The sequence below is a fragment of the Streptomyces panaciradicis genome, assembly GCF_023516615.1.
Lineage (GTDB): Bacteria > Actinomycetota > Actinomycetes > Streptomycetales > Streptomycetaceae > Streptomyces > Streptomyces panaciradicis.
In genome coordinates this window covers 81,214-98,951 of the sequence record NZ_JAMGBF010000020.1, presented here as the reverse complement: position 1 = coordinate 98,951, position 17,738 = coordinate 81,214, and the positions used below count along the sequence as shown (strand labels likewise).

The window sequence follows — 17,738 nt, the reverse complement described above, 5'->3', positions numbered from 1 at the left end:
TGAATCGAACAGCCGGTGCACAGCAAGAGGCGGAACCGGGAGCGGGCCCCCACCGAGGCCGCGTGATCAACCGCCTCGCGGCTCGAGGGGTTTGATGACTGAGTATGGCCGGGGCCAAGGCTCCGAACCGTGGCATCCGGAGGACCCGTTCTACGGGGACGACGGATGGGGTGGACAGCAGGCCCAGGTGGGCCCGCAGTCCCCCTACGGCGGCCAGCCGCAGCACTATCCAGAGCAGCCGCAGCAGCAGAACCACGGCGGCTGGCACGACGGCCAACAGACCGGCTACGGGCAGGCGCAGCAGTACCAGCAGTACGACCAGCAGTACTACGCGGGTCACACCCAGCAGCAGTCGTACGACCAGCAGGCGTGGGGCCAGGGCACACACACCCACGTCCAGTACCAGGACGTCCCCTACACGGACCCGCACGACCCCTACGCCCAGCAGGCCGCCGCCTCCTACGGCGGTGAGCAGTCCGACTACTACGGCACCCCGGACGCCTACCCTCCGCCGGAGCCGCCCAGCCGCCGGCAGGCCGAGCCCGAGCCGCCGCAGACCGACTGGGACCCGGGCCCCGACCAGGGCGAGCACGCCTTCTTCGCGGGCGACGACGAGGAAGAGGACGAGGACGACGACCCCGCCGAGGGGCGCAAGGCGCGCGGCGGCAAGAAACCCAAGAAGAAAAAGAGCCGCAACGGCTGCGCCTGCCTCGTGCTCGTGCTGGTCTTCGGTGGCGGCCTCGGTGGCGTCGGCTATTTCGGCTGGCAGTTCTACCAGGATCGTTTCGGCCCGGCTCCCGACTTCGCGGGCGACGGCAACGGCCAGTCGGTCACCGTCGTCATCCCCAAGGGCGCCGGCGGCTATGTCATCGGGCAGAAGCTGAAGGAGGCGGGCGTCGTCGAGAGCGTCGACGCGTTCGTCTCGGCGCAGCAGTCCAACCCCGACGGCAAGAAGATCCAGGACGGCGTCTACACCCTGGAGAAGCACATGTCGGCCGCGAGCGCGGTCGATCTGATGCTGAGCAACAAGAGCCGCGACAACCTCGTCATCGCCGAGGGCCTGCGCAACTCGCAGGTCTACGGACTGATCGACAAACGCCTCGGCGTCCCGGACGGCACCACGGCGAAGGTCGCGAAGAACGACTACAAGAAGCTCGGCCTGCCCTCGTGGGCGCTGGACCACCCCAACGTCAAGGACCCGCTGGAAGGGTTCCTCTACCCCTCCAGCTACGCGGCCAGCAAGGGCCAGAAGCCCGAGGCCGTCCTGAAGGACATGGTCACCCGGGCCAGCGACAAGTACGCGGCGCTCGGCCTCGTGAACAAGGCCAAGGGCCTCGGCCTCGACAACCCCTGGCAGCTGCTCACCGTGGCCAGCCTGGTCCAGGCCGAGGGCGTCAGCCACGAGGACTTCCGCAAGATGGCCGAGGTCGTCTACAACCGCCTCAAGCGCAACAACCCCGAGACCTACGGCTCGCTCGAGTTCGACTCGACGTACAACTACATCAAGAACCAGAGCAAGATCGACCTGAGCATCTCCGAGCTGCGCAAGTACAACAACCCGTACAACACGTACTACGTCAAGGGCCTGCCGCCCGGCCCGATCGACAACCCCGGCGAGGAAGCCCTCCGGGGCGCGCTCAACCCCACGCACGACGGGTGGTACTACTTCATCTCGTTGGACGGCAAGACCAGCAAGTTCACCAGGACGCTCGCCGAGCACAACAAGCTGGTCGACGAATTCAATGCGTCGAGGAACAAGAACTGATGTCACCGACCCACAGGGCGGCCGTGCTCGGCTCGCCCATCGGCCACTCCCTGTCCCCGCGGCTGCACAACGCCGCCTACCGGGCGCTCGGCCTGGACGACTGGTCGTACGACAGGTTCGAGATCGACGAGGCCGCGCTGCCCGGCTTCCTCGAGGGGCTGGGTCCCGAGTGGGCGGGACTGTCCCTGACCATGCCGCTCAAGCGGGCGGTGATCCCGCTGCTCGACGAGATCACCGACACGGCGGCCTCGGTGGAGGCCGTCAACACCGTCGTCTTCCGTGAGGACGGCAAGCGCGTCGGCGACAACACCGACATCCCCGGGCTGATCGCCGCGCTGCAGGAGCGGGGCGTGGAGAAGGTCGAGTCGGCGGCCATCCTGGGCGCGGGTGCCACCGCCTCGTCGGCACTGGCGGCACTGGCCCTGCTCTGCACCGGCGAGGTCACGGTGTACGTCCGCAGCGAGCGGCGCGCCGACGAGATGCGGCAGTGGGGCCAACGACTCGGCGTCCAGGTGCGGCCGGCGGACTGGGCCGAGGCGGTACGCGCCTTCGACGCGCCATTGGTGATCTCCACGACGCCCGCCGGAGGCACCGACGACCTCGCCGCCCGGCTTCCCGCCAGAGTCGGCACCCTCTTCGACGTCCTCTACGAGCCCTGGCCCACGCCCCTCGCCGCCGCCTGGCAGGACCGCGGTGGCCCGGTGCTGAGCGGCCTCGACCTGCTCGTGCACCAGGCCGTGTTCCAGTTCCGGCAGTTCACGGGGGACCCGCGGTCGCCGCTGGCCGCGATGCGCCAGGCCGCGCGGACGGCCTGATCTGTCCGTTTGCCGGACGCGGATCGGAGTCCCATCCCGGACATGGGAGGATCGGGGGTGGCGGGCCGGATCCGCGCACCCGGTCGCGCCGTCGCCGTACGCGAGGACGCGCGTACGCAGGGCAGTACCGGGGCGCGAGCACTGAGGAGCACCGTTGAGCAGGTTGCGCTGGCTGACCGCGGGGGAGTCCCACGGTCCCGCACTCGTGGCGACGCTGGAGGGCCTTCCCGCCGGCGTGCCGATCACGACGGAGATGGTGGCGGACCACCTCGCGAGGCGCCGGCTCGGCTATGGACGCGGCGCCCGTATGAAGTTCGAGCAGGACGAGGTCACCTTCCTCGGCGGCGTCCGGCACGGCCTCACCCTCGGCTCCCCGGTCGCGATCATGGTGGGCAACACCGAGTGGCCCAAGTGGGAGCAGGTCATGGCGGCCGACCCGGTCGACCCGGAGATCCTCGCCGGGCTGGCCCGCAACGCCCCGCTGACCCGCCCGCGTCCCGGCCACGCCGACCTGGCGGGCATGCAGAAGTACGGCTTCGACGAGGCCCGCCCGATCCTGGAGCGCGCCTCGGCGCGTGAGACCGCGGCCCGGGTCGCGCTCGGCGCGGTCGCCCGGTCGTACCTGAAGGAGACGGCCGGCATCGAGATCGTCAGCCACGTGGTGGAGCTGTGCTCGGTCAGGGCCCCGCACGGCGTGTACCCGACCCCGGCCGACGTGGAGAAGCTGGACGCCGACCCGCTGCGCTGCCTGGACGCGGACACCTCCAAGGCGATGGTGGCCGAGGTCGACCAGGCACACAAGGACGGCGACACCCTCGGCGGCGTGGTGGAGATCCTGGCCTACGGCGTCCCGGTCGGCCTGGGCTCGCACGTGCACTGGGACCGCAAGCTGGACGCCCGCCTGGCCGGTGCCCTGATGGGTATCCAGGCGATCAAGGGCGTCGAACTCGGCGACGGCTTCGAACTCGCCCGGGTCCCCGGCTCCAAGGCGCACGACGAGATCGTCGGCACCGACGAGGGCATCCGGCGGGTCTCGGGCCGCTCCGGCGGCACCGAGGGCGGCCTGTCCACCGGTGAGCTGCTGCGGGTGCGGGCCGCGATGAAGCCCATCGCGACCGTGCCGCGGGCCCTGCGGACGGTGGACGTGGCCACCGGCGAGGCCGCCCAGGCCCACCACCAGCGCTCCGACGTCTCCGCTGTGCCGGCCGCCGGCATCGTCGCCGAGGCGATGGTGGCCCTGGTCCTGGCGGACGCGGTGGCGGAGAAGTTCGGCGGCGACAGCGTCGCCGAGACCCGCCGCAACGTGCAGTCGTACCTCGACAACCTGGCCATCCGATGACCGCTGCGCAGGTCGTCCTCGTCGGGCCGATGGGCGTGGGCAAGTCCACGGTGGGACGGCTGCTGGCCGAGGCGCTGGGCGTGGGCTTCCGGGACACCGACGACGACATCGTCGCCGCCCAGGGCCGCACCATCGCCGAGATCTTCGTCGACGACGGCGAGCCGGCCTTCCGGGCGATCGAGAAGGCCGCCGTGCGCGAGGCGCTGGCCGGGCACGACGGCGTGCTGGCGCTGGGCGGCGGCTCGATCCTCGACGCCGACATCCGGGCGCTGCTGGCCGGGCACCGGGTCGTCTACCTCTCGATGGACGTCGAGGAGGCCGTCAAGCGCACCGGGCTGAACGCCGCCCGCCCGCTGCTCGCGGTCAACCCGCGCAAGCAGTGGCGCGAGCTGATGGAGGCCCGGCGCGCGCTGTACGAGGAGGTCGCCACGGTCGTCGTCGCGACCGACGGCCGCACCCCCGAAGAGGTCGCGCAAGTCGCCCTCGACGCTTTGGAGTTGAAGCAGGCATGAGCGAGGCAGTCACCCGGATCCAGGTCGGCGGCACGGCGGGTTCCGAGCCGTACGAAGTCCTGGTGGGGCGTCAACTCCTGGGCGAACTGGCCGGGTTGATCGGGGAGAAGGCCAAGCGCGTCGCCGTGGTCCACCCCGAGGCGCTCGCCGAGACCGGCGACGCGCTGCGGGCCGACCTCGCCGAGCAGGGCTACGAGGCGATCGCCATCCAGGTGCCGAACGCCGAGGAGGCCAAGACCGCCGAGGTCGCCGCCTACTGCTGGAAGGCCCTGGGCCAGTCCCACTTCACCCGCTCCGACGTCGTCGTCGGCGTCGGCGGCGGTTCCACCACGGACCTGGCCGGGTTCGTCGCCGCGACCTGGCTGCGCGGGGTGCGCTGGATCGCCGTACCGACCACCGTGCTGGCCATGGTGGACGCCGCGGTCGGCGGCAAGACCGGCATCAACACGGCCGAGGGCAAGAACCTGGTGGGCGCGTTCTTCCCGCCGGCCGGTGTCCTGTGCGACCTGGCCGCGCTGGACTCCCTCCCGGTCAACGACTACGTCTCCGGGCTCGCCGAGATCATCAAGGCCGGCTTCATCGCCGACCCGGTGATCCTGGACCTGATCGAGTCCGACCCGCAGGCCGCCCGCACCCCCCAGGGCCCGCACACCGCCGAACTCATCGAGCGCTCCATCCGGGTCAAGGCCGAGGTCGTCTCCGCGGACCTCAAGGAGTCGGGACTGCGCGAGATCCTCAACTACGGCCACACGCTGGGCCACGCCATCGAGAAGAACGAGCGCTACCAGTGGCGGCACGGCGCCGCGGTCTCGGTCGGCATGCACTTCGCCGCCGAACTCGGCCGTCTGGCGGGCCGGTTGGACGACGCGACGGCGGACCGGCACCGCACGATCCTCGAGTCCGTCGGCCTCCCGCTGCACTACCGCTACGACCAGTGGCCCAAGCTGCTGGAGGCGATGAAGGTCGACAAGAAGTCCCGCGGCGACCTGCTCCGCTTCATCGTCCTCGACGGCCTGGCCAAGCCCACCGTCCTGGAGGGCCCCGACCCGGCCGTGCTGCTCGCCGCGTACGGCGAAGTGGGCGAGTAAGTCAGCCGGAGCGCCTTCTGTCCCATTTGCCTTGTGGGAGTGGGCACTTCGGGCCGTCCCCGGCCGTTCAGCAAACGGCGGCCGGGGACGGTACCGTTCGGTAGGAAGCGGGGCCCGTGCCCTGCCGCCAGGGTCAATCGCCTGTACGAGACGGAGTGGCACCGGATGCAGCACGCAGTGGGTTCTCCGCTGCCGCCGCCCCACCAGCCGGGGCACGGACCTGGCGCCGGCTGGTCGCCGGCCGCACACCACCCGGGCCACCCGGGGCCGCACCAGGGCTCCGCCCCCGTGCCCGCGCCGCCTCCCGCGCCGGGTTTCGCACCCCAGGGCGCGGTCCCGCCCGGCCCGCCCCACAGCCCGGCCCCGCCGCCCCCGGACACCACCGGCCATGTCCCGCTGCCGCCGGGCGGCCCGGTCACCATGCCCGGCACGGCACCCGCGAGCGCCCCGGACCCGGCCACTACGACCCTCGCGGTCCTGCTGATCGGACCCGCGGGCGCCGGCAAGACGAGCGTCGCCAAGTACTGGGCCGAGCACCGCAGGGTGCCCACGGCCCACATCAGCCTCGACGACGTGCGCGAGTGGGTGCGCTCCGGCTTCGCCGACCCGCAGTCCGGGTGGAACGACAACTCCGAGGCCCAGTACCGCCTGGCCCGCCGCACCTGCGGCTTCGCCGCCCGCAACTTCCTGGCCAACGGCATCTCCTGCATCCTCGACGACGCCGTCTTCCCCGACCGCCCCGTGGTCGGCCTCGGCGGCTGGAAGCGGCACGTCGGCCCGGGCCTGCTGCCGGTCGTCCTGCTCCCGGGACTGGAGATCGTCCTGGAACGCAACGCCGAGCGCTCCGGCAACCGCCGCCTCACCGACGAGGAGGTCGCCCGCATCCACGGCCGCATGGCGGGCTGGTACGGCTCCGGTCTCCCGATCATCGACAACAGCCAGCTGGACGTCCCCCAGACGGCCAGGGTCCTGGACGACGTACTGGCACGGTCGATCGCGAGCCCGCCGAGCTGGTGAACTCCGGTGCGTAAGCGCCCCCGGAGGGGCGCGGGGCTGTGTCGACATGCGGCTCCGCCGCGGGGCGCGACAAGCCCCCACTCATCCGCACCCGGCACACCACCGCCCACGCACCCCATCCCCCGATCGACACCTGAACCGGCACAAATCGCCCACTCCTCCTACGCTCATCTCATGTCAGAGATGCACGCGAACCGCCGAACCCGGCTCAGGGAGCAACACAGCGCGGCCGGCCACGCGGCAGCGCTCGTCTCCCGCCCCGCCAACGTCCGCTACCTCGCCGGCACCGCCCCGCAGGGCGCCGTCCTCCTCCTGGGCCGGACGGAAGACCTCCTGGTCTGCCCCGGCCCGCCCGACGACCGTCCCACGGAGGGCCGGCCCGACGAGGCCCTGCGGGTGCAGTACCTCACCGCCGGCCAGGGCGATCCCGCGGTCGCCGCCGCCGACCTCGCCGCGGCCCAGGGCGCCGACTCCCTCGCCGTGGAGGAACACCACCTCACGGTCGCCCGGCACCGCGAGATCCGCTCCGTCGCCCCCCGCCTGCGCATCGCGGACCTCGGCGGCGCCGTCGAACAGCAGCGGGTGGTGAAGGACGAGGAGGAGATCTCCTGCCTCCGCATCGGCGCCGAGATCGCCGACCAGGCACTCGGCGAGCTCCTGGAGTCCATCCTGGTGGGCCGCACCGAACGCCATCTCGCCCTCGAACTCGAACGCCGGCTGGTCGACCACGGCGCCGAGGGCCCGGCCTTCCCCACCTCGGTCGCCACCGGCCCGAACTCCGGGCGCCGCGCGCACCGCCCCACCGACCGGCGCGTGGAGGAGGGCGACTTCCTCTCCGTCTGCCTGGGCGCCACCTACCGCGGCTACCGCTGCGAGATCGGCCGGACGTTCGTGATCGGCACCTCGCCCGCGGACTGGCAGATCGAGCTGTACGACCTCGTCTTCGCCGCCCAGCGCGCCGGACGGGAGGCCCTCGCACCCGGCGCGGCCTGCCGTGACGTCGACCGCCTCACCCGTCAGGTGCTCGACACCGCGGGGTACGCCGGGGCGCTGCCGTCCCTCACCGGCCACGGCGTGGGACTCGAAATCGACGAGGACCCGCAGCTGGCCCCTGCGGCCATGGGTAAACTGGACGCTTGCGTGCCGGTCACCGTCGAACCGGGGGTCCACCTCCCGGGCCGGGGCGGCGTCCGGATCGATGACACGCTCGTCGTCCGCCCCGAGGCGGACGGCGGACCCGAGCTACTCACCATCACGACCAAGGAGCTGCTCGCACTATAGAGAAGGTGCGTGCGCCGGGGTCGTCCACGTCAGTCCAGGAGATTCCGCAACCGTGGCTTCCACGAACGACCTCAAGAACGGCCTGGTGCTCAAGCTCGAAGGCGGCCAGCTCTGGTCCGTCGTCGAGTTCCAGCACGTCAAGCCCGGCAAGGGCCCCGCCTTCGTGCGCACCAAGCTCAAGAACGTGCTCTCCGGCAAGGTCGTCGACAAGACCTTCAACGCCGGCGTCAAGGTCGAGACGGCCACTGTCGACAAGCGCGACATGCAGTTCTCGTACATGGACGGCGAGTACTTCGTCTTCATGGACATGGAGACCTACGACCAGCTCATGATCGACCGCAAGGCCGTCGGTGACGCTGCCAACTTCCTCGTCGAGGGCTTCACCGCCACCGTCGCCCAGCACGAGGGCGAGGTGCTCTTCGTCGAGCTGCCGGCCGCCGTCGAGCTCACCGTCCAGGAGACCGAGCCGGGTCTGCAGGGCGACCGCTCCACCGGTGGCACCAAGCCCGCCACCCTGGAGACCGGTCACCAGATCCAGGTCCCGCTCTTCATCACCACCGGTGAGAAGATCAAGGTCGACACCCGCACGAGCGACTACCTCGGCCGGGTGAACAGCTAACCGTGGCTGCCCGCAACACGGCCCGCAAGCGCGCCTTCCAGATCCTCTTCGAGGGCGACCAGCGCGGCGCCGACGTGCTGACCGTCCTCGCGGACTGGATCCGGCTCTCCCGGAACGACACCCGGCAGCCGCCGGTGAGCGAGTACACGATGCAGCTGGTCGAGGGCTACGCCACGCAGGCGAAGCGGATCGACGAGCTCATCGCGCAGTACTCGGTCGGCTGGACGCTCGACCGGATGCCGGTCGTGGACCGCAACATCCTGCGCCTGGGCGCCTACGAGCTGATCTGGGTGGACGAGGTCCCGGACGCCGTCGTGCTCGACGAGATGGTGCAGCTGGCGAAGGAGTTCTCCACGGAGGAGTCGCCCGCGTTCGTCAACGGTCTGCTCGGCCGGCTCAAGGAGCTGAAGCCCTCCCTGCGCCGCGACGAGGCGTAGAAGGCAGTTCACATCGCCAGGGGGCCCGCAGCGCGACCGCTGCGGGCCCCCTGGCGTTCCCGCACCGCCCTGGCGCCCGAAGGGCGCAGAAAGCCGCCGGGGTGGCCGGAACCGTGAAGTTCCGGCCACCCCGGCGGCACGTTTCTGCTGTGGTGCGGTGGGGCTCAGCCCTCCTCGTGAGCCACCGCGCGGCGCGCGTCGGCGTCGAGCACGCCCCAGCTGATCAGCTGCTCGGTCAGGACCGAGGGCGACTGGTCGTAGATGACGGCGAGTGTGCGCAGGTCGTCCTGGCGGATCGACAGCACCTTGCCGTTGTAGTCACCGCGCTGCGACTGGATCGTGGCCGCGTAGCGCTGCAGCGGGCCCGCCTTCTCGGCCGGCACGGTGGCCAGCCGCTCCAGGTCCAGGACCAGCTTCGGCGGGGGCTCGGCGGCGCCGCCGGGGGTGGTGCCCGGGAGCAGCTCCTGTACGGGCACGCCATAGAAATCCGCCAGTTCGGCAAGGCGCTGTACGGTCACCGCGCGGTCACCGCGCTCGTACGACCCGACCACGACCGCCTTCCAGCGTCCCTGGCTCTTCTCCTCGACACCGTGGAGGGAAAGGCCCTGCTGGGTGCGGATGGCCCGGAGCTTGGCCCCGAGCTGTTTGGCGTATTCGCTGGACATATAGCTCCCCGGACACTGGGTCGACGCGGCTGCGGATGTTCCGCCGCCGCGCGTCTGGTAACTCACTGTGAGGTTACGCAGCGTGATTCTCCTGCGTCAAGCCGAATGGTCCACACCGACTCTTCCGTGGTGACGGTGGCCGATTAGGCCAGGGGGGTGATCAGGGCAGTCGCACGGGCCTGCTACCGTGGATGGCGCAAATCCGACGTCCTTTAAGGTCCGTCCCGTGAGGCGGAGAAGGAGGTCCGTTTCGTATGGACACGCAAGACACGCACGGCTCCGATGCCCGGCCCGTTCTGGAGGGCCCCGACATCGCGCGGGTGCTGACCCGCATCGCCCACGAGATCGTCGAGCGCGCCAAGGGCGCCGACGACGTGGTGCTCCTCGGCATTCCGACCCGGGGCGTCTTCCTCGCCCAGCGGCTCGCCGCCAAGCTCGAGCAGATCACCGAACGCAAGATCCCGGTCGGCTCGCTCGACATCACCATGTACCGCGACGACCTGCGCATGCACCCGCCGCGCGCGCTGGCCCGCACTGAGATCCCCGGCGACGGCATCGACGGCAAGCTGGTCGTCCTCGTCGACGACGTGCTCTTCTCCGGCCGTACCGTCCGGGCCGCCCTGGACGCCCTGAACGACGTCGGGCGCCCCCGCGCGGTCCAGCTCGCGGTCCTCGTCGACCGTGGCCACCGCGAACTGCCCATCCGCGCCGACTACGTCGGCAAGAACCTCCCCACGTCGCTGCGGGAGACGGTCAAGGTCCAGCTCGCCGAGGAGGACGGTCGGGACACCGTGCTGCTCGGTGCGAAGCAGACCCCGTAGCGGCCGCTGGGCACGCGCCCTTTCGGCGTGCCCTGGTCTGCCCGGAATCTCCCGAATCCCGAATTGCCTTACGGAGCCTGACAGATGCAGCGTCATCTCATCTCGGCCGCCGACCTCACCCGCGACGACGCCGTCCTGATCCTCGACACCGCCGAGGAGATGGCCCGGGTCGCGGACCGGCCGATCAAGAAACTGCCGACCCTGCGCGGCCGTACGATCGTCAACCTCTTCTTCGAGGACTCCACGCGCACGCGTATCTCCTTCGAAGCCGCCGAGAAGCGCCTCTCGGCCGACGTGATCAACTTCACCGCCAAGGGCTCCAGCGTCTCCAAGGGCGAGTCCCTGAAGGACACCGCCCAGACGCTGGAGGCCATGGGCGTCGACGCCGTCGTCATCCGGCACGGCGCCTCCGGGGCCCCGTACCGCCTCGCCAACTCCGGCTGGATCGACGCCGCCGTCATCAACGCGGGCGACGGCACCCACCAGCACCCCACGCAGGCCCTGCTGGACGCCTTCACCATGCGCCGCCGCCTCGTCGGCCGGGACGCCGGGCTCGGCCAGGACCTGGCCGGCCGGCGCATCACGATCGTCGGCGACGTCCTGCACAGCCGCGTCGCCCGCTCCAACGTCGACCTGCTCCACACCCTCGGCGCCGAGGTCACTCTGGTCGCCCCGCCCACCCTGGTGCCCGTCGGCGTCGAGACCTGGCCCTGCGAGGTGTCGTACGACCTCGACTCCACCCTCACCAAGTCCGACGCGGTGATGATGCTGCGGGTCCAGCGCGAGCGCATGAACGCCGCCTTCTTCCCGACCGAGCGCGAGTACTCGCGGCGCTACGGCCTCGACGGCGAGCGCATGGCGCGGATGCCCGAGCACGCCATCGTGATGCACCCCGGCCCGATGGTCCGCGGCATGGAGATCACCGCCGAGGTCGCCGACTCCGACCGCTGCACCGTCGTCGAGCAGGTCGCAAACGGAGTCTCCATCCGGATGGCCGTCCTGTACCTGCTGCTCGGTGGCAACGAACCCGCCGTCACCCACGCCCGTATCGAGGAGAAGTAAGTCACATGAGCAAGATCCTGATCCGTGGTGCGAAGGTGCTCGGCGGCGAGGCGCAGGACGTCCTGATCGACGGCTCCGTCATCGAGGCGGTCGGCACGGGGCTGTCCGCCGAGGGCGCCGAGGTCGTCGAGGCCGACGGCAAGGTCCTGCTGCCGGGCCTGGTCGACCTGCACACCCACCTGCGCGAGCCCGGCCGCGAGGACTCCGAGACCGTGCTGACCGGCACCCGCGCCGCGGCGAGCGGCGGCTTCACGGCCGTCTTCGCCATGGCCAACACCTTCCCGGTCGCCGACACCGCCGGCGTCGTCGAGCAGGTCTACCGGCTCGGCCAGGAGCACGGCTACTGCGACGTGCAGCCCATCGGCGCCGTCACCGTCGGCCTGGAGGGCAGGAAGCTCGCCGAACTCGGCGCCATGCACGAGTCGGCCGCCGGCGTCACCGTCTTCTCCGACGACGGCAAGTGCGTCGACGACGCGGTGATCATGCGGCGGGCGCTGGAGTACGTGAAGGCCTTCGGCGGTGTCGTCGCCCAGCACGCGCAGGAGCCGCGGCTGACCGAGGGCGCCCAGATGAACGAGGGGATCGTCTCCGCCGAGCTGGGCCTCGGCGGCTGGCCCGCGGTGGCCGAGGAGTCGATCATCGCCCGGGACGTCCTGCTCGCCGAGCACGTCGGCTCCCGCGTGCACATCTGCCACCTCTCCACCGCCGGGTCCGTCGAGATCGTCCGCTGGGCCAAGTCCCGCGGCATCGACGTCACCGCCGAGGTGACCCCGCACCACCTGCTGCTCACCGACGAACTGGTGCGCACCTACAACCCGGTCTACAAGGTCAACCCGCCGCTGCGCACCGAGCGCGACGTCCTCGCCCTGCGCGAGGCGCTGGCCGACGGCACGATCGACATCGTCGCCACCGACCACGCCCCGCACCCGCACGAGGACAAGGACTGCGAGTGGGCCGCGGCCGCCATGGGCATGGTCGGCCTGGAGACCGCGCTGTCGGTGGTGCAGGAGACCATGGTGGACACCGGGCTTCTCACCTGGGCCGGCGTCGCCGAGCGCATGTCCTTCAAGCCGGCCGCGATCGGCGGGGCGAAGGGCCACGGGCGTCCCGTCTCGGCTGGTGAGCCCGCCAACCTCACGCTCGTCGACACGGCATACCGTGGGTCGGTGGACCCCGCGGGCTTCGCCTCGCGCAGCCGGAACACCCCCTACGAGGGGCGTGAGCTGCCGGGCCGTGTGACGCACACGTGGCTGCGGGGCAAGGCCACGCTCGTCGACGGGAAGCTCACGTGACACCTGTAATCCTGCTGGCCGCCGAGAAGAAGTCGGCCGAGGTCACCGACTGGGCCGCGCGCATCGGCTGGCTCGTCGGGCTCGCGCTCTTCGTCGCGCTCGTCTACTGGCTGATGCGCGAGGGCTGGAAATGGCGCGGCACGCTCCAGGGCGACCTGCCCGAGCTGCCCAGCGCGCCGGACGAGCCCGGCGAGGCCAGACTGACGATGAGCGGCCGCTACCACGGCTCCACCACCGCCGGTCAGTGGCTCGACCGCATCGTGGCGCACGGCCTCGGCACCCGCAGCCGGGCCGAGCTCACGCTGACGGACGCGGGCCTGGACGTCGTACGCCCCGGGGCGAGCGACTTCTTCGTCCCGGCGGCGCGACTGCGCGAGGCCCGGCTGGACAAGGGCATCGCCGGCAAGGTGCTGACCGAGGGCGGCCTGCTCGTGGTGACCTGGCAGCACGGTGAGCGGCTGATCGACTCCGGCTTCCGCTCCGACCGGGCGGCCGAGCACACGGAGTGGGTCGACACCCTGAACCAGATGATCAACAAGACGGAAGGCGCACGATGACAACCTCCACCAGGGGAGCCAGCAGGACTCCCGCCGTACTCGTCCTGGAGGACGGCCGGATGTTCCGCGGCCGTGCCTACGGGGCCGTGGGGGTGACCTTCGGCGAGGCGGTCTTCTCGACCGGCATGACCGGCTACCAGGAGACCCTGACCGACCCCTCGTACCACCGCCAGGTCGTCGTCATGACCGCCCCGCACGTCGGCAACACCGGCGTGAACGACGAGGACCCGGAGAGCAAGCGCATCTGGGTCGCCGGATACGTCGTGCGCGACCCCGCGCGCGTGCCGTCCAACTGGCGCTCGCGCCGCTCCCTCGACGACGAGCTGCGCCACCAGGGCGTCGTCGGCATCTCCGGCATCGACACCCGCGCGCTCACCCGCCACCTGCGCGAGCGCGGCGCCATGCGCGTCGGCATCTTCTCCGGCAACGCCCTGCCCGACGAGGGCACCATGCTCGCCGAGGTCCGCCAGGCCCCCGAGATGAAGGGCGCCGACCTCTCCGCCGAGGTCGCCACCAAGGAGGCGTACGTCGTCCCGGCGATCGGCGAGAAGAAGTTCACCGTCGCCGCCGTCGACCTCGGCATCAAGGGCATGACCCCGCACCGGATGGCCGAGCGCGGCATCGAGGTGCACGTCCTGCCCGCCACGGCCACCGCCGACGACGTCTTCGCCGTCGAGCCCGACGGCGTGTTCTTCTCCAACGGCCCCGGCGACCCGGCCACCGCCGACCACCCGGTCTCCGTGATGCGGGCGGTCCTGGAGCGCGGCACCCCGCTGTTCGGCATCTGCTTCGGCAACCAGATCCTGGGCCGCGCGCTGGGCTTTGGCACCTACAAGCTCAAGTACGGCCACCGCGGCATCAACCAGCCGGTGCAGGACCGTACGACCGGCAAGGTCGAGGTCACCGCGCACAACCACGGCTTCGCCGTCGACGCCCCGCTCGACCAGATCTCCGAGACCCCCTACGGCCGTGCCGAGGTCTCCCACGTCTGCCTCAACGACAACGTGGTGGAGGGCCTGCAGCTCCTCGACCGCCCGGCCTTCAGCGTCCAGTACCACCCCGAAGCGGCAGCCGGTCCGCACGACGCCGCCTACCTGTTCGACCGCTTCGTATCCCTGATGGAGGGCCAGCGTGCCTAAGCGCACCGATATCCAGTCCGTCCTGGTCATCGGCTCCGGCCCGATCGTCATCGGCCAGGCCGCCGAGTTCGACTACTCCGGCACCCAGGCGTGCCGCGTCCTGAAGTCCGAGGGCCTGCGCGTGATCCTCGTGAACTCCAACCCGGCGACGATCATGACCGACCCGGAGATCGCCGACGCCACCTACGTCGAGCCGATCACCCCGGAGTTCGTCGAGAAGATCATCGCCAAGGAGCGCCCCGACGCCCTGCTGCCCACCCTGGGCGGCCAGACGGCCCTCAACACGGCCATCTCCCTGCACGAGAACGGCGTCCTGCAGAAGTACGGCGTCGAACTGATCGGCGCCAACGTGCAGGCGATCCACAAGGGCGAGGACCGCGACCTGTTCAAAGAGGTCGTCGAGGAGGTCCGCAGGAAGATCGGGCACGGCGAGTCCGCCCGCTCCGTCATCTGCCACTCCATGGACGACGTCCTCGCGGGCGTCGAGACCCTCGGCGGCTACCCGGTCGTCGTCCGCCCGTCCTTCACCATGGGCGGCGCCGGCTCCGGCTTCGCCCACGACGAGGAGGAGCTGCGCCGCATCGCCGGCCAGGGCCTCACCCTCTCGCCGACCACCGAGGTGCTCCTGGAGGAGTCCATCCTCGGCTGGAAGGAGTACGAGCTGGAGCTGATGCGCGACAAGCACGACAACGTCGTGGTCGTCTGCTCCATCGAGAACTTCGACCCCATGGGCGTGCACACCGGCGACTCGATCACCGTGGCGCCCGCGATGACCCTGACCGACCGCGAGTACCAGGTGCTGCGCGACGTCGGCATCGCGATCATCCGCGAGGTCGGCGTCGACACCGGCGGCTGCAACATCCAGTTCGCGGTCAACCCCGAGGACGGCCGGGTCATCGTCATCGAGATGAACCCGCGCGTGTCGCGTTCCTCGGCCCTCGCCTCCAAGGCGACCGGCTTCCCGATCGCCAAGATCGCCGCCAAGCTCGCCGTCGGCTACACCCTCGACGAGATCCCGAACGACATCACGCAGGAGACCCCGGCCTCCTTCGAGCCCACGCTCGACTACGTGGTCGTCAAGGCCCCCCGCTTCGCCTTCGAGAAGTTCCCGCAGGCCGACTCCACGCTGACCACGACCATGAAGTCGGTCGGCGAGGCCATGGCCATCGGCCGCAACTTCACCGAGGCCTTCCAGAAGGCGCTGCGCTCGCTGGAGAAGAAGGGCAGCCAGTTCACCTTCGTCGGCGAGCCGGGCGACAAGGAAGAGCTGCTGCGCGCGTCGGTGCGGCCCACCGACGGCCGGATCAACACCGTCATGGGGGCCATCCGCGCGGGCGCCACGCCCGAGGAGGTCTTCGAGTACACCAAGATCGACCCCTGGTTCGTCGACCAGCTCTTCCTCATCAAGGAGATCGCCGACGAGCTCGCCGAGGCCGCCGAGCTGACGCCGGAGCTGCTCGCCGAGGCCAAGCGGCACGGCTTCTCCGACGTCCAGATCGCCGAGATCCGCGGCCTGCGCGAGGACGTCGTGCGCGAGGTGCGGCACGCGCTGGGCGTCCGCCCGGTGTACAAGACCGTCGACACCTGCGCCGCCGAGTTCGCCGCCAGGACGCCGTACTTCTACTCCTCCTACGACGAGGAGACCGAGGTCGCGCCGCGTGAGAAGCCCGCGGTCATCATCCTGGGCTCCGGCCCCAACCGCATCGGCCAGGGCATCGAGTTCGACTACTCCTGCGTCCACGCCTCCTTCGCACTGAGCGACGCGGGCTACGAGACGGTGATGGTCAACTGCAACCCCGAGACCGTCTCCACCGACTACGACACCTCCGACCGCCTGTACTTCGAGCCGCTGACGCTGGAAGACGTGCTGGAGATCGTCCACGCCGAGCAGCAGGCCGGCCCGGTGGCGGGCGTGATCGTGCAGCTGGGCGGCCAGACCCCGCTGGGCCTGTCGCAGGCGCTCAAGGACAACGGCGTGCCGATCGTGGGCACCTCCCCGGAGGCCATCCACGCCGCCGAGGACCGCGGCGCCTTCGGCCGCGTGCTCGCCGAGGCCGGCCTGCCGGCCCCCAAGCACGGCACCGCCACCACCTTCGCCGAGGCCAAGGCCATCGCCGACGAGATCGGCTACCCGGTCCTGGTGCGGCCGTCGTACGTCCTCGGCGGGCGCGGCATGGAGATCGTCTACGACGAGACCCGCCTCGCGTCCTACATCGCCGAGTCGACCGAGATCAGCCCCTCCCGGCCGGTCCTCGTCGACCGCTTCCTCGACGACGCCATCGAGATCGACGTCGACGCGCTCTACGACGGCCAGGAGCTCTACCTCGGCGGCGTCATGGAGCACATCGAGGAGGCCGGCATCCACTCCGGCGACTCGGCGTGCGCGCTGCCCCCGATCACGCTCGGCGGCTTTGACATCAAGCGCCTGCGGGCCTCGACCGAGGCCATCGCCAAGGGCGTCGGCGTCCGCGGCCTGATCAACATCCAGTTCGCGATGGCCGGGGACATCCTCTACGTCCTGGAGGCCAACCCGCGCGCGTCCCGCACCGTCCCCTTCACCTCGAAGGCGACCGCGGTGCCGCTGGCGAAGGCCGCCGCCCGCATCTCGCTCGGCGCGACCGTCGCCGAGCTGCGCGCCGAGGGCCTGCTCCCGGCGACCGGCGACGGCGGCGAGCTGCCGCTCGACGCGCCGATCTCCGTCAAGGAGGCGGTCATGCCGTGGTCGCGCTTCCGCGACGTCCAGGGCCGCGGCGTCGACACGGTCCTCGGCCCGGAGATGCGCTCCACCGGCGAGGTCATGGGCATCGACGCCGTCTTCGGCACGGCCTACGCCAAGTCGCAGGCCGGCGCCTACGGCCCGCTGCCCACCAAGGGCCGCGCCTTCATCTCGGTCGCCAACCGCGACAAGCGGTCGATGATCTTCCCCGCGCGCGAGCTGGTCGCCCACGGCTTCGAGCTGATGGCCACCTCCGGCACCGCCGAGGTCCTCAAGCGCAACGGCATCAACGCCACCGTCGTGCGCAAGCAGTCCGAGGGCACCGGCCCGAACGGCGAGAAGACCATCGTCCAGCTCATCCACGACGGCGAGGTCGACCTCATCGTCAACACCCCGTACGGCACCGGAGGCCGCCTCGACGGCTACGAGATCCGTACGGCGGCCGTGGCGCGCTCGGTCCCGTGCCTGACGACGGTCCAGGCGCTCGCCGCCGCCGTCCAGGGCATCGACGCCCTCAACCACGGTGACGTGGGCGTGCGTTCGCTCCAGGAACACGCCGAACACCTGACCGCGGCCCGCGACTAGCAGCCGACAGGGGGACACCGGAAACGGT

General features: G+C 71.0%; 16 protein-coding genes. 15 read left to right on the top strand and 1 reads right to left on the bottom strand.

Annotated features, from left to right (window positions below; translation table 11 throughout):
• Nucleotides 1-94 precede the first annotated feature (94 nt).
• From mltG to nusB, 9 genes are all read left to right on the top strand, one after another.
• A complete protein-coding gene (gene mltG, locus M8J74_RS09185; protein WP_249835910.1) occupies nucleotides 95-1,765 on the top strand; it encodes an endolytic transglycosylase MltG in 1,671 nt (556 codons plus the stop codon).
• Entirely contained in the window at nucleotides 1,765-2,580 is an 816-nt protein-coding gene (locus M8J74_RS09180; RefSeq protein WP_249835909.1) for a shikimate dehydrogenase, read from the top strand. Before mltG ends, M8J74_RS09180 begins: the two co-directional genes overlap by 1 nt.
• 154 nt (nucleotides 2,581-2,734) lie before the next feature.
• On the top strand, nucleotides 2,735-3,919 hold the full coding sequence (aroC, locus tag M8J74_RS09175) for a chorismate synthase (protein WP_249835908.1): 1,185 nt from the start codon (nucleotides 2,735-2,737) through the stop codon (nucleotides 3,917-3,919).
• On the top strand, nucleotides 3,916-4,431 hold the full coding sequence (locus M8J74_RS09170) for a shikimate kinase (protein ID WP_058926505.1): 516 nt from the start codon (nucleotides 3,916-3,918) through the stop codon (nucleotides 4,429-4,431). Before aroC ends, M8J74_RS09170 begins: the two co-directional genes overlap by 4 nt.
• Entirely contained in the window at nucleotides 4,428-5,519 is a 1,092-nt protein-coding gene (gene aroB, locus M8J74_RS09165; RefSeq protein WP_249835907.1) for a 3-dehydroquinate synthase, read from the top strand. Before M8J74_RS09170 ends, aroB begins: the two co-directional genes overlap by 4 nt.
• Nucleotides 5,520-5,684: 165 nt before the next feature.
• Nucleotides 5,685-6,536 carry a Pro-rich N-terminal domain-containing protein gene (locus tag M8J74_RS09160; RefSeq protein ID WP_249835906.1) on the top strand — a complete coding sequence of 284 codons (852 nt, stop codon included), beginning with the start codon at nucleotides 5,685-5,687 and terminating at the stop codon, nucleotides 6,534-6,536.
• Between the two features lie 174 nt (nucleotides 6,537-6,710).
• Nucleotides 6,711-7,817, top strand: coding sequence for an aminopeptidase P family protein (locus M8J74_RS09155; RefSeq protein ID WP_249835905.1), 1,107 nt, complete (start codon nucleotides 6,711-6,713; stop codon nucleotides 7,815-7,817).
• A 52-nt stretch (nucleotides 7,818-7,869) separates the two neighbouring features.
• On the top strand, nucleotides 7,870-8,436 hold the full coding sequence (gene efp, locus M8J74_RS09150; RefSeq protein WP_058926509.1) for an elongation factor P: 567 nt from the start codon (nucleotides 7,870-7,872) through the stop codon (nucleotides 8,434-8,436).
• A gap of 2 nt (nucleotides 8,437-8,438) precedes the next feature.
• Nucleotides 8,439-8,873 carry a transcription antitermination factor NusB gene (nusB, locus tag M8J74_RS09145; RefSeq protein WP_058926510.1) on the top strand — a complete coding sequence of 145 codons (435 nt, stop codon included), beginning with the start codon at nucleotides 8,439-8,441 and terminating at the stop codon, nucleotides 8,871-8,873.
• Nucleotides 8,874-9,037: 164 nt separating this feature from the next.
• Here the strand turns inward: nusB and bldD are convergent, their stop codons facing one another.
• Nucleotides 9,038-9,538, bottom strand: a complete 501-nt coding sequence (gene bldD, locus M8J74_RS09140; RefSeq protein ID WP_007829306.1) for a transcriptional regulator BldD — start codon at nucleotides 9,536-9,538, stop codon at nucleotides 9,038-9,040.
• Nucleotides 9,539-9,792: 254 nt separating this feature from the next.
• Between bldD and pyrR the strand changes: the two genes are divergently transcribed.
• The 6 genes from pyrR (at nucleotide 9,793) to carB (ending at nucleotide 17,710) form a co-directional block, all read left to right on the top strand.
• Complete coding sequence (pyrR, locus tag M8J74_RS09135) at nucleotides 9,793-10,359, top strand: bifunctional pyr operon transcriptional regulator/uracil phosphoribosyltransferase PyrR (RefSeq protein ID WP_249835904.1); 567 nt, start codon at nucleotides 9,793-9,795, stop codon at nucleotides 10,357-10,359.
• A gap of 84 nt (nucleotides 10,360-10,443) precedes the next feature.
• Complete coding sequence (locus tag M8J74_RS09130; RefSeq protein WP_249835903.1) at nucleotides 10,444-11,421, top strand: aspartate carbamoyltransferase catalytic subunit; 978 nt, start codon at nucleotides 10,444-10,446, stop codon at nucleotides 11,419-11,421.
• 5 nt (nucleotides 11,422-11,426) lie between these two features.
• Nucleotides 11,427-12,713: a dihydroorotase gene (locus M8J74_RS09125; RefSeq protein WP_249835902.1), complete on the top strand. Its 1,287-nt coding sequence runs from the start codon at nucleotides 11,427-11,429 to the stop codon at nucleotides 12,711-12,713.
• Complete coding sequence (locus tag M8J74_RS09120) at nucleotides 12,710-13,270, top strand: PH-like domain-containing protein (RefSeq protein ID WP_249835901.1); 561 nt, start codon at nucleotides 12,710-12,712, stop codon at nucleotides 13,268-13,270. Before M8J74_RS09125 ends, M8J74_RS09120 begins: the two co-directional genes overlap by 4 nt.
• Nucleotides 13,267-14,409 carry a glutamine-hydrolyzing carbamoyl-phosphate synthase small subunit gene (carA, locus tag M8J74_RS09115; protein WP_249835900.1) on the top strand — a complete coding sequence of 381 codons (1,143 nt, stop codon included), beginning with the start codon at nucleotides 13,267-13,269 and terminating at the stop codon, nucleotides 14,407-14,409. The genes M8J74_RS09120 and carA overlap by 4 nt, the downstream gene beginning before the upstream one ends.
• Nucleotides 14,402-17,710, top strand: a complete 3,309-nt coding sequence (gene carB / locus M8J74_RS09110; protein ID WP_249835899.1) for a carbamoyl-phosphate synthase large subunit — start codon at nucleotides 14,402-14,404, stop codon at nucleotides 17,708-17,710. The genes carA and carB overlap by 8 nt, the downstream gene beginning before the upstream one ends.
• The last annotated feature ends 28 nt before the right edge of the window (nucleotides 17,711-17,738 follow it).